Source organism: Frigoribacterium sp. PvP121, assembly GCF_017833115.1.
Lineage (GTDB): Bacteria > Actinomycetota > Actinomycetes > Actinomycetales > Microbacteriaceae > Frigoribacterium > Frigoribacterium endophyticum.
Map to the genome: position 1 here is coordinate 3,141,923 of NZ_JAFIBR010000001.1, position 12,102 is coordinate 3,154,024.

Sequence of the window (12,102 nt, forward strand, 5' to 3'; positions counted from 1 at the left end):
GGTCGAGAGCGCCCCACGAGGGCCACAGGAAGGGACCACGACGTCGTGACCACATCCGAGTACCGCATCGAGCACGACACGATGGGAGAGGTGCGGGTGCCCGCATCGGCGCTCTACCGCGCCCAGACCCAGCGTGCCGTCGAGAACTTCCCGATCTCCGGGGCCGGCCTCGAGCCGGCGCAGATCGTCGCGCTGGCGCGCATCAAGCGCGCGGCCGCGATCGTGAACGGCGAGATGGGCATCGTCGCCCCCGCCGTCGCCGACGCGATCGTCGCCGCCGCCGACACCGTGATCGGCGGCGAGCACCACGACCAGTTCCCGGTCGACGTCTACCAGACGGGCAGCGGCACCTCGTCGAACATGAACATGAACGAGGTGCTGGCGACGCTGGCCGGCACCGTCGACGGCACCCCGGTGCACCCGAACGACCACGTCAACGCCTCGCAGTCGTCGAACGACGTCTTCCCGACGTCGGTGCACGTCGCCGTCACGGGCGCCCTGCTCGAGCAGCTCGTGCCCTCGCTCGATCACCTCGCCGAGGCGCTCGAGCGCAAGGCCGTCGAGTGGGCCGACGTCGTCAAGGCCGGCCGCACCCACCTGATGGACGCGACGCCGGTCACCCTCGGCCAGGAGTTCGGCGGCTACGCCCGCCAGATCCGGCTCGGGGTCGAGCGCGTGCGCGCCACCCTGCCCCGCGTCGCCGAGGTGCCGCTCGGCGGCACCGCGACCGGAACGGGCATCAACACGCCCGTCGGCTTCCCCCAGCGGGTCATCGCCGCCCTCGCAGCCGACAGCGGCCTGCCCGTCACCGAGGCCCTCGACCACTTCGAGGCCCAGGGCGCGCGCGACGCGCTCGTGGAGGCCTCGGGCGCCCTCCGCGTCGTCGCGGTCAGCCTGACCAAGATCAACAACGACATCCGCTGGATGGGCTCCGGGCCGAACGCCGGGCTCGGCGAGCTGCACGTCCCCGACCTGCAGCCCGGCTCGTCGATCATGCCGGGCAAGGTCAACCCGGTCATCCCGGAGGCCGTGCTCATGGTCTCGGCGCGCGTGATCGGCAACGACGCGACGATCGCCTGGGCCGGCGCCTCGGGGGCCTTCGAGCTCAACGTCGCCATCCCCGTGATGGGCACGGCGCTGCTCGAATCGATCCGCCTGCTGTCGAACGGCGTGCGCGCCCTCGCCGACAAGACCGTCGACGGGCTCGAGGCCAACGTCGAGCACGCCCGCGCCCTGGCGGAGTCGTCGCCCGCGATCGTCACGCCCCTCAACCGCGTCATCGGCTACGAGGCCGCCGCCAAGGTCGCGAAGCACGCCGTGGCGCAGAAGCTCACCGTGCGCGAGGCCGTCGTCGACCTCGGCTTCGTCGAGCGCGGCGAGGTGACGGAGGAGCAGCTCGACTCCGCCCTCGACGTGCTGAGCATGACCCACCCGGGCTAGCTCGCCCCGTGGCCGTCGACGGGCCCGGCTCGGGCGCCGTCGGCACCCCGGGCCGCGCTCCGAGGTGATCGGAGCCGTCACACGGTGGAGGCGCCGGTCGCCTCCACCGTGACGGTCGCCCACCACGCGGCGAGCAGCACGGGCCCGAGCGGGACGCCCCGCGCGAGGCTCGTGCCGCCCGTCGCACTGGCGGGCCGGGCCTCGCCCGGACCCCGGTCCCTGCGCGCCCGCCGGGCCGCGACGGCGACCGCGCAGGCTGCCGCGACGCTTCCCGTCGCGAGCACCGCTCCCCCGGCCAGCTCGGCCGCGGTGCCCGTGAGGGCCGTCGACGTCGCCAGGGCGGCGCCGAGCTTGACGTCGCCCATGCCGAGGCCGCCCCACCACGAGACCGCTTCCCCGGCGACGAGCACGGCGACGCCCACCGCCAGCCCCTGCAGCACCGACGGCCAGGAGCCCGCGCCCGTCGCGGCGTGGAGCGCCAGGCCCCCGAGCGTGGCCGCGGCGAGCGGGGCCACGAGCCGGTCGGGCAGCCGACGGGAGACCAGGTCGGTGACCACGAGCCCGGGCGTGACCAGCAGCGCGACGGCGACGACGACCGCGAGGGCCGGGGGCGGCGAGGACGTCAGCACCACGGCCGCCAGGAGCGCGGCAGGCGCGGCGGCGGCCACGACCAAGCTCCAGCGCCGGCGCACCGCACGAGGCCCGGCCACCGGTGGAGGGGCGAGAGCGGCGGGAGGGGGGTCCGGAGGCGTCGTCATGCGCCGAGGGTGCCGTGCGGCGGACTCCGTCGGGCGCGCCGGGGTCGCCGATCGGGGACCGCGGCCCCCGTGACCGGGCTGGGGAGGACCAGGCGGCCCGCGCCTCCCCCATGCCCTCCGGCCCCGGCGGGCGGGCGCCCACCCGCCGGGGAGGACACCGACCCGCCGCACCCCGCAGGAGGCGGTGCGGCGGCCCAGCTCAGCTCAGCTCAGCTCGTTCGACTCCAGCAGCTCGGTGACGAGCGCCGCGATGGCGCTCCGCTCCGACCGCGTCAGCGTGACGTGCCCGAACAGCGGGTGCCCCTTGAGCGTCTCGATCACGGAGGCGACGCCGTCGTGGCGGCCGACGCGCAGGTTGTCGCGCTGCGCGACGTCGTGGGTCAGCACGACCCGTGAGTTCTGCCCGATGCGGCTCAGCACCGTCAAGAGCACGTTCCGCTCGAGCGACTGGGCCTCGTCGACGATCACGAACGCGTCGTGCAGCGAGCGCCCGCGGATGTGCGTCAGGGGCAGCACCTCGAGCAGGCCGCGCTCGACGATCTCGTCGAGGACGTTCTGCGAGACGAGGGCGCCGAGCGTGTCGAAGACCGCCTGGCCCCAGGGGTTCATCTTCTCGCCGGCGTCGCCGGGCAGGAAGCCGAGGTCCTGCCCGCCGACCGCGTACAGCGGGCGGAACACCATGATCTTCTTGTGCTGCTGCTTCTCGAGCACCGCCTCCAGCCCGGCGCAGAGCGCGAGGGCCGACTTGCCGGTGCCCGCGCTGCCGCCGAGCGAGACGATGCCCACCTCGGGGTCGAGCAGCAGGTCGATCGCGAGCCGCTGCTCCGCCGAGCGGCCGTGCAGGCCGAACACGTCCCGGTCGCCGCGCACCAGCCGCGCCTCGCCCCGGGCCGTCACACGGCCGAGGGCCGAGCCGCGGTCGGAGTGCACGACGACGCCGGTGTTGACCGGCACGTCGCCGAGCGCGCGCGAGCTGAGCCGCTCCTTCTCCCAGAAGGTCGCCATCTGCTCGCTCGAGACGTCGAGCGCCATCTGGCCGGTGTACCCGCTGTCGACGACCTGCTCGGCGCGGTACTCCTCCGCCGCGAGGCCGATCGACGCCGCCTTGACGCGCAGGGGCAGGTCCTTCGAGACGACGGTGACGGCGAGGCCGTCGGCGGCGAGGTTGCTGGCCACGGCGAGGATGCGCGAGTCGTTGTCGCCGAGCTGGAGCCCCGAGGGCAGCACCGACATGTTCGAGTGGTTCAGCTCGACCCGGAACGACCCGCCGTCGCCGACCGCCACGGGGAAGTCGAGGCGGTCGTGCTGCACGCGCAGGTCGTCGAGCAGGCGCAGCGCCTGCCGGGCGAAGTAGCCGAGCTCGGGGTCGTGCCGCTTGCCCTCGAGCTCGCTGACCACGACGACGGGCAGCACGACGTCGTGCTCGGCGAAGCGGAAGACCGCCTGGGGGTCGGAGAGGAGCACGGAGGTGTCGAGCACGTACGTGCGCTGGGCGACCGACGTGCCGCGCGCCTCCCCGGCGCGGGTCTCGGCAGCGCGTCCGTGGCCGCTGCCCGGCCCGCAGTCGCTGCCGCGGTCGGTGCTCTGATCGGTCCGGGTCTCGGTGCGGGGCTCGTTCAGCGAGGTCACGACGACTCCATCTCCGGGTGCCTGGGCACCCGTTCCCTTGCGGCGGAGACGGCCGGAGTGCGACGCGAGGACGAACTTTCGTGGCCGCCTCGACCGGGCGACTTGCCCGGTGATGCGAACCTACGTCGAGCCCGGCGGCCGTGTCGACGGCGACGCGCCGCGTCGTGTGACGATCAGGTGAACGACCCTCACGCTGTGGTCGAGACCTGGACGACGGCTGCGAGGGCGGGCCCCGAGGAGTCGCGGTGCCGGTCGCCCGCGCCGGTCGCCGCTAGTAGGTGACGGCGCTGCCGAACGACGTCAGCGCCGCGCGCAGCATGTCGAACGACTCGTCGTCGTTCGACACGTGGGTGCTGAGCCGCACCGTCGTGTCGCGCACCGTCGCGGTGACGCCGTGGTTGATGAACGCGGCGGTGAGGGTCGTCAGCTGCGCCGGCTCGGGCTGGAGCACGACGATGCCGGCCCGCTCGGCCTCGTCGCGCGACGACATGACGGGCACGGCGGCCTCGTCGGCGAGGTCGATCAGCCGGGAGGCGCGCTCGGCGACCGCCGCCGCGATGGCCGGCACCCCGACCGCCGTGACGGCCTCGGCCGCCGTGGCGAGCCGGGCCTGCGCGATGGGGTCGGGGTTCGCGACCTGGAACGCGGCCGCGCCGTCCCGGACGGGCACCGGCTGGTCGTACCGGCCGCCGAGCACGAGCTCGGAGCCCGCCACGCCCGTGAAGACCGGGGTGAGCTCCGTCGTGGCGCGCTCGCTGAGCGCCAGGAAGCCCGTGCCCCAGCCGGCGCGGAGCCACTTCTGGCCGCCGGCCATGACGACGTCGGCGAGCGACCACGGCAGGTCGGCGACGCCGAGGCCCTGGATGGCGTCGACGATCAGCAGGCGGTCGCCGATGACCTGGCGGATGCCCTCGAGGTCGGCGAGGTACCCCGTGCGGTAGTCGACGGCGCTCACGGCGACGGCCGTGGTCGACGACGTGAGGTGCTCCTGCACGAGGGCGGGCGTCACGGCGCCGTAGGTCGGGTCCATCCAGACCGGGTCGAGCACCCGCAGGGCCGAGGAGGCGCGGGTCACCGCGAGCGGCAGGCTCGGGTACTCGCGGGCCGAGAGGACGATCTGCCCGGTGAGGCCGAACATCGTGTGCAGCAGGCCCTCGCTGGTGCTGGGCTGGAAGACGACCTGGTCGGCGGGGAACCCGACGAGCGCCGAGACCGCGCGGCGCACGCGGCCGGCCTGCTCGTCGAGGGCGATCTCCGAGCCGTGCCGCGAGCGGGCCTGCAGGTCGACGAGGCCGCGCTGCTCCTCCGCGACCGGGGTCGAGATGGGGCCGTACTTGGCGAAGTCGAAGTAGCCGGGCTCGTCGGCGAAGCCGGCGGCGAACTCGTCGATGGTGGTCACGGTCGGCTCCTCGGGTGGGGGTCAGCCTCCTACGGTAGTGCGCGACGCGTCGGCGCGTCGCCCTCGGGCCCCCGTGCTGTCCGGGAGGAGGCGCGGGTCAGCGCCGGGAGGACAGCCCGGTCGTCAGCTCCCGTACCGCCGGTGCCGGAGCGCGAAGTCGCGCACCGCCCGGAGGAAGTCGACCTCGCGGAGGTCGGGGTAGAAGGCCTCGACGAAGTAGAACTCGCTGTGGGCGCTCTGCCAGAGCATGAAGTCGCTGAGCCGCTGCTCGCCCGAAGTGCGGATGACGAGGTCGGGGTCGGGCTGCCCGCCGGTGTAGAGGTGCTGCGCGATGAGCTCGGGCGTGAGCACCTCGGCGAGCGCGTCGAGGGTGCCGCCCGCGGCGTCGTGCTCGCGGACGATGCTGCGCATGGCGTCGGCGATCTCGCGACGCCCGCCGTACCCGACGGCGAGGTTGACGTGCAGCCCGCCGCGGTCGGCGGTGCTCGCCTGGGCCCGCGAGAGCGACTCGCGGAGCGACGGCGGCAGGTCGTCGGTCGACCCCACGTGCTGCACCCGCCAGTCGCGCTGCCGCGACAGCTCGTCGGCGACGTCGCCGATGATGCCGAACAGCTCGGTGAGCTCGTCGGAGGCGCGGTTGCCGAGGTTGTCCGCCGACAGGAGGTAGAGGGTCACCACCCGGATGCCCAGGTCGTCGCACCAGGTGAGGAACTCGCTGATCTTGGCGGCGCCCGCCCGGTGGCCGTGAGCGGCCGTCTCGAGCATGCGGAGCTTGGCCCACCGCCGGTTGCCGTCGACGATCATGGCGACGTGGTGCGGCAGCTCCGCGCCCTCGAGCTCGCGGCGGAGCCGACGCTGGTAGAGGCCGTAGAGCACGCCGCCGGCCAGGGGGGTGCGCCGACGGTTCTTCACGTGCCTACGTTAACGCACGCTCGGCGTTAGATTCCCAGCGCCTCGTCCCCCGCCTCCCCGGCCCCTCGCCTACGCTCGGGGGCATGAGCACGACCCCCGCGCGCGACGGCGTGGCCGAGGACGGCGGCGCCGACCTCCCGAACCTGCCCCTCCTCGACGACGCCCTCGACTACGCGTCCATCGAACGCAAGCCGACCTGGCGCGGCTGGATCCACGCCGCGACCTTCCCGGTGGCGATCGCCACGGGCGTGGTGCTCGTCGTGCTCGCCGACGGCACCGCCGCGACGTGGGCCTCGGCCGTCTTCATGACGACCTCGCTGCTGCTCTTCGGCATCTCGGCGACGTACCACCGGTTCCCGTGGAGCCCCGGCGCCAAGATGTTCCTCAAGCGGCTCGACCACTCGAACATCTTCCTGCTCATCGCCGGCACCTACACGCCCATCGCGGCCATCGCGCTGCCGCCCGGCAAGTCGCAGCTGCTGCTCGTGCTCGTCTGGACGGCGGCGGCCTTCGGCATCGCCTTCCGGGTCTTCTTCATCCACGCGCCGCGCTGGCTGTACGTGCCGCTCTACGTGCTGATGGGCGTCGGCGCGCTGGGGTTCCTGCCCGACCTCGTCGCGGCCAGCGTGCCGATGACGGTGCTCGTGCTGGTCGGCGGGCTGCTCTACATCGTGGGCGCGACCTTCTACGGTCTGAAGCGCCCGAACCCGGCACCCGGCCACTTCGGCTTCCACGAGCTGTTCCACGCCTGCACGGTGGCGGCCTACCTCTGCCACTGGAGCGGGATCCTCGTGCTGGCGCTGAACGCGCCGTCGTTCGGCTAGGCCCTCGGCTCGCCCCCGCGGAACGGCTCGTCGTCGCCCTGGCCGGGCCGCGCCTCCTCGTCCAGGCCGGCCGCGGCCTGGCTCGCCTCGGCCCGCTCGGCCTCGATGCGCTCACGGACCTCGCCGCGGTAGCGCGTGCGGCGCACGCGACGGCTCATGTCGACGATGATCAGCACGGTCGCGATCGCGACGAACGCGATCGCGACGAAGCCCCAGACGCCGGGCGTGACGGCCTCGTCGGGCACGGTCGAGGCCGGCAGCGTCGGCGACGGGGTGGAGGGCTGCGCGAGGAGGCGCACGGTCGCCCCGAGGGCGAGGTCGCCGAGGGCGGTCACGAGCGCTCCGTCCCGACGAGGCCGGTGTCGGGGTCGACGACGCCGGCGAAGAGGTCGGTCTCGGGAAGCGTCGACTCGACGGTCGACTCGACCAGCTGGAAGTCCTCCGTCGGCCAGGCCCGCACCTGCAGGTCGTTCGGCCAGAAGAAGAAGGCGCTGTCGAGCGGCACCTGGCTCGCGTGGGCGCGCAGGGCGGCGTCGCGCACGGGGAAGAAGTCGGAGACCGGCACCTTCGTGGTGGCCAGGTCGGGCCGGTCGCTGAAGCGCTCGAGCATCTCGCCGAGGCGCTCGATCAGCGGCGACTCCGGATCGCTCTCGCGGAGGTGGCTGATCATCGCCTCGATGCGGCCCGTGCTGAACATCCGGTCGTAGTAGACCTTCTCGATCGACCACGGCTCGCCCGTCGCCGGGTAGCGCGCGGGGTCGGCGGCGGCACGGAAGGCCTCCATCGAGATCTCGTGGGTGCGGATGTGGTCGGGGTGCGGGTAGCCGCCGTTCTCGTCGTAGGTGATGAGCACCTGCGGGCGGAAGCGACGGATGACGGCGACGAGGGGCTCGGCGCTCGTCTCGAGCGGGATGGTCGCGAACGAGTTGACGGCGACGGGCTCGCCCTCGGCCGGCAGCCCGGAGTCGGCGTAGCCGAGCCAGACGTGGTCGACGCCCATCGCCTCCTGCGCGGCGCGCATCTCGTGGACGCGGAGGCCGGCGATGTCGCGCTCGGCGTGGTGCCGGGCCTCCAGCTGCTCGTTGAGGATGGAGCCCTGCTCACCTCCGGTGCAGCTGACGACGAGGACCTCGACGCCGAGGCTGCGGTAGTGGGCGTACGTCGCCGAGCCCTTGCTGGACTCGTCGTCGGGATGGGCGTGGACGGCCAAGAGGCGCAGGGTCACGGGTTCCTCGCAATTCGTGCAGGGCAGACGTTGCTACCCTGTGACCAGGATAATCGGACGGAGTCCCGAGTGGCGTCCACGCCCCCCGCAGCATCTCCGGCGCCCTCGACGCCGGCCCCCGACACGGCTCGCTCGTCGCACCTCGACGACCGCTACGGCCGGTCGCCGGGCACGCGCCGCCGGCGCACGGTGATCGCCGTCTCGGTCGCGGTCGCCTTCGTCGTGGTCTTCGCCGCCTGGGTCGTCTTCGCCGCCTTCGACGGCGACGGGTCGAAGCTCGAGAGCACCGACGTGGGCTACACGGTGCTCGACGACCGCTCCGTCGACGTGCAGTACACCGTCAGCGTGCAGCCGGGCACCGAGGTGAGCTGCGCCGTCCAGGCGCAGAACCAGAAGTTCGCGATCGTCGGCTGGAAGGTCGTCCACCTGCCCGCCGCGACGCAGCACTCGACCACGTACACCACCTCGCTGGCCACCAGCGAGCGGGCGGTGACGGGGTTGATCTACGAGTGCTGGCTTCCGTAGACTGCATCGGATCACCGGAGACCGGCCACTCGGCCGGTCTCCTTCTTTCGAGGGGCGTGCCTCGTCCGCCCCGCGGCTCCCCGCACGTGCGACCGGAGCGCCCGTGACCGGACCACCCGCGCGGGCGAGCGCGCGGCCGGGCCGCCACACGAACGGAGACACCATGAACGACGCCAACGACGCCACCACCTGGCTGACGCCCGACGCCCGCGACCGCCTCCAGGCCGAGCTCGCCACCCTGAGCGGCGAGGGCCGCAAGGAGATCACCGCCCGCATCGAGGCGGCGCGTGAAGAGGGCGACCTGAAGGAGAACGGCGGCTACCACGCCGCGAAGGACGAGCAGGGCAAGATGGAGGCGCGCATCCGGGTGCTCACCAACCTCCTGAAGAACGCCACGGTCGGCGAGTCCACCGCCGCCGCCGGCATCGTCGGCCCCGGCACCGTCGTCACCGCGACGATCGCCGGCGACCCCAGCACCTTCCTGCTCGGCAACCGCGAGATCATCGCCGCCGACAGCGACCTCTCGGTCTACAGCGAGACCAGCCCGCTCGGCCAGGCCATCAACGGGCTGAAGGTCGGCGACTCGACGAGCTACACGGCCCCCAACGGCAAGGAGATCGCGGTCTCCGTCACCGCGGTCGAGACCTACACGCCGTAGCCCCCGGCGCCGACGACGACGGCCCCTGCTCCTCGGAGCGGGGGCCGTCGTCGTGCTAGAAGTCCACGCGGGGCTCGTAGCCGGCGTCGCGGAGGCGCTGCAGCACGTGCTGGACGTGCTCGGGCCCGCGCGTCTCGACGCTGAGCTCGAGCTCCACCTCGCTGATCTGCAGCCCGCGGCCGTGCCGGGTGTGCAGCACCTCGACGACGTTCGCGTTCGCGTCGGAGAGGATCTCCGACACCCGGGTCAGCTGCCCGGGGCGGTCGGGCAGGCCGACCCGCAGCTTGAGGTAGCGCTCGGCGGCCGCGAGCCCGCGGCCGATCACGCGCTCCATCATCAGGGGGTCGATGTTGCCGCCGCTGAGGACGATGACGGTCGTGCCGAGGTCGCGCACCTGCTCGGTGAGCACGGCGGCCACGCCGACCGCGCCCGCCGCCTCGACGACGAGCTTCGCGCGCTCGAGCATGACGAGCATCGCCCGCGCCGTGTCGTCGTCGCTCACCGTGACGACCTCGTCGACGGTCTCGCGGACGATCTCGAAGTTGAGCACGCCCGGCTTCGCGACGGCGATGCCGTCGGCGATCGTCGGCAGGGCCTCGATGTCGGTGCGGACCCCGCGCTTCATCGACACGGCGTAGGGGGCCGCGTTGACCGCCTGCACGCCGATGATGCGCACGTCGCGGCCCGTGCGGGCGGCGTTCTGCTTCAGGGCGCTCGCGACGCCCGAGATGAGCCCGCCGCCGCCGATCGGCACGATGACCGTGTCGACGTCGGGCACCTGGTCGAGGATCTCGAGGCCGACGGTGCCCTGCCCGGCGACGACGTCGGGGTGGTCGAAGGGCGGGATGAAGACGGCGCCGGTGGTGGCCGCGAACTCCTTGGCGGCCATCAGCGACTGCTCGACGGCGTGGCCGCTGAGCACCACGTCGGCGCCGTAGTCGCGGGTGGCCTGCAGCTTGGGCAGGGCGACCCCGACCGGCATGAAGATGGTGGCCGCGATGCCGAGCTCCCGCGCGGCGAAGGCCACGCCCTGGGCGTGGTTGCCGGCCGAGGCGGCCACGACGCCCCGCGCCTTCTCGTCGTCGGAGAGCTGCGTGAGGCGGTTGTAGGCGCCCCGGATCTTGTACGAGCCCGTGCGCTGCAGGTTCTCGCACTTGAGGTACACCGGCGAGCCCAGCACGTCGGCCAGGAACCGCGAGCTCTCCATCGGCGTGACGCGGGCGACCGTCGAGACGCGGAACCGCGCCTCCTCGATCTCGGCCAGGGTGGGCCCGGCGATGGTGAGGTCAGGCATCAGCGGCCTTTCGGGACGGAACGGAGCGAGCGGAGGCGGCGGCCGGGTCGGCCGCGGAGGGGGAGGTGGCCGCGGGGGACGTGGCCGAGGGGCCGACCACGGGGCCGCCCCTCGTGTTCGGGGCGGAGGCGCCGGCCGACGGGCCCGGGGGCACGCGACCCGGCGGAGCGGGCACCGACCGGGGCCCGTCGCGCCAGCTGCCGCCCGCGACGTACGACACCATGACGTTCAGCACCGCGACGACGGGCACCGCGAAGAGCGCGCCGGGGATGCCCGCGAGGAGGGCACCCGCCGCGACCGCGAAGACCACGGCCAGCGGGTGCACCTTGACGGCGCCGCCCATGACGAACGGCTGCAGCACGTGGCCCTCGATCTGCTGCACGAGGATCACGACCGCGAGCATCGCCAGCGCCACCACCCAGCCGTTGTAGACCAGCGCGATGACGACGGCGACGGTGCCGGTGGCGACCGCGCCGACCACGGGGACGAACGAGCCGAGGAAGACCGCGATGGCGATCGGCGCGACGAGCGGCAGGCCCAGGAAGAACGCGCCCAGGCCGATGCCCACGGCGTCGACCGCGGCGACGAGGATCTGCACCTTGACGAAGTTCGTCAGCGTCGTCCAGCCCGCGCGGCCCGCTCCGTCGACGGCGGTGCGGGCCCGCCGCGGGAAGAGACGGACGAACCAGCGCCAGATGTCGCCGCCGCCGGCCAGGACGAAGATCGTCGAGAAGAGCACGAGCACGAGCCCGGCGCCGACGTGGCCGGCCGTCGTGCCGACGGAGAGGGCACCGCGCAGGAGCGGCTGGCTGTCCTGCTGCAGGGCGGTCACGGCGTCGGTCACGGAGGCGTTCAGCTGCGCCTCGGTGAGGTGCAGGGGCGAGTCGAGCAGCACGCCCTTCAGCTCGACGTACGAGGCCACCGACCGGTCGCGCAGCTGGGGCCAGCCGTCGATGATCTGCAGCACGACGAGGTAGAGCAGCCCGGCGACGACGACGACGAAGCCGACGAGGCTGACGACGACCGCGAGCCACTTCGGCCAGCCGTGCCGTTGCAGCCACGACGAGAGGGGCACGAGCAGCGCCGCGATGAGCAGGGCCACCATGAACGGCACGACGATGATGCGCAGCTGGATGACCAGCCAGACGAAGACCGCGATGACCCCGACGATCGCGAGGACGCGCCACGACCAGGCGCCGGCGACGACGACGCCGCGGGGCAGCGCGCCGTCGAGGTCGCCCGCCGTTCGGTGCTCGGGAGCGACCTCAGGGTTCGTGACGGGGGCCGACGGCAGCGCCGCGGCGCCGGCCACGGGCTCGACGGGCACGGGCGTCGCGACGTCGCTGCCCGGGGGGCGTCGGAGGAGCCGTCGGAGGCGGTTCATGCGCTCAGTGTAGGTGTCGCGGCCGACCGTGACGCCCGCACCGCATGCCCCTCC

12 protein-coding genes are annotated in these 12,102 nt (G+C 73.5%); 4 read left to right on the plus strand and 8 right to left on the minus strand.

Annotation, left to right across the window (positions count from 1 at the left end):
- The first annotated feature begins 45 nt into the window (after positions 1–45).
- A complete protein-coding gene (locus JOE43_RS14620; protein WP_209518723.1) occupies positions 46–1,440 on the plus strand; it encodes a class II fumarate hydratase in 1,395 nt (464 codons plus the stop codon).
- 77 nt (positions 1,441–1,517) lie between these two features.
- Here the strand turns inward: JOE43_RS14620 and JOE43_RS14625 are convergent, their stop codons facing one another.
- The 4 genes from JOE43_RS14625 to JOE43_RS14640 form a co-directional block, all read right to left on the minus strand.
- Complete coding sequence (locus JOE43_RS14625) at positions 1,518–2,108, minus strand: prepilin peptidase (RefSeq protein WP_209518725.1); 591 nt, start codon at positions 2,106–2,108, stop codon at positions 1,518–1,520.
- A 294-nt stretch (positions 2,109–2,402) separates the two neighbouring features.
- Entirely contained in the window at positions 2,403–3,827 is a 1,425-nt protein-coding gene (locus tag JOE43_RS14630; RefSeq protein ID WP_307803394.1) for a PhoH family protein, read from the minus strand.
- A gap of 271 nt (positions 3,828–4,098) precedes the next feature.
- Positions 4,099–5,226 (minus strand): aminotransferase class V-fold PLP-dependent enzyme, encoded by a 1,128-nt coding sequence (locus tag JOE43_RS14635; RefSeq protein WP_209518727.1) that lies wholly within the window; start codon positions 5,224–5,226, stop codon positions 4,099–4,101.
- Between the two features lie 123 nt (positions 5,227–5,349).
- Complete coding sequence (locus JOE43_RS14640) at positions 5,350–6,138, minus strand: isoprenyl transferase (RefSeq protein ID WP_307803395.1); 789 nt, start codon at positions 6,136–6,138, stop codon at positions 5,350–5,352.
- A gap of 83 nt (positions 6,139–6,221) precedes the next feature.
- On the opposite strand from JOE43_RS14640, the gene JOE43_RS14645 reads away from it, so the two are divergent.
- Entirely contained in the window at positions 6,222–6,962 is a 741-nt protein-coding gene (locus JOE43_RS14645) for a hemolysin III family protein (RefSeq protein ID WP_056056670.1), read from the plus strand.
- Here JOE43_RS14645 and JOE43_RS14650 read toward each other — a convergent pair.
- Positions 6,959–7,297: a hypothetical protein gene (locus JOE43_RS14650; RefSeq protein WP_209518729.1), complete on the minus strand. Its 339-nt coding sequence runs from the start codon at positions 7,295–7,297 to the stop codon at positions 6,959–6,961. The genes JOE43_RS14645 and JOE43_RS14650 overlap by 4 nt on opposite strands.
- Positions 7,294–8,187: a mycothiol conjugate amidase Mca gene (gene mca / locus JOE43_RS14655; protein WP_200931995.1), complete on the minus strand. Its 894-nt coding sequence runs from the start codon at positions 8,185–8,187 to the stop codon at positions 7,294–7,296. Before mca ends, JOE43_RS14650 begins: the two co-directional genes overlap by 4 nt.
- A 69-nt stretch (positions 8,188–8,256) precedes the next feature.
- Between mca and JOE43_RS14660 the strand changes: the two genes are divergently transcribed.
- Positions 8,257–8,712 carry a DUF4307 domain-containing protein gene (locus tag JOE43_RS14660; RefSeq protein WP_209518732.1) on the plus strand — a complete coding sequence of 152 codons (456 nt, stop codon included), beginning with the start codon at positions 8,257–8,259 and terminating at the stop codon, positions 8,710–8,712.
- Positions 8,713–8,875: 163 nt separating this feature from the next.
- A complete protein-coding gene (gene greA / locus JOE43_RS14665; protein ID WP_056056674.1) occupies positions 8,876–9,370 on the plus strand; it encodes a transcription elongation factor GreA in 495 nt (164 codons plus the stop codon).
- Positions 9,371–9,425: 55 nt separating this feature from the next.
- On the opposite strand, the gene ilvA is transcribed toward greA, so the two are convergent.
- Together ilvA and JOE43_RS14675 are read right to left on the minus strand one after the other, a co-directional pair.
- Positions 9,426–10,664 (minus strand): threonine ammonia-lyase, encoded by a 1,239-nt coding sequence (gene ilvA, locus JOE43_RS14670; protein WP_209518734.1) that lies wholly within the window; start codon positions 10,662–10,664, stop codon positions 9,426–9,428.
- Entirely contained in the window at positions 10,657–12,048 is a 1,392-nt protein-coding gene (locus JOE43_RS14675; RefSeq protein WP_209518736.1) for an AI-2E family transporter, read from the minus strand. The genes ilvA and JOE43_RS14675 overlap by 8 nt, the downstream gene beginning before the upstream one ends.
- Positions 12,049–12,102 lie beyond the last annotated feature (54 nt).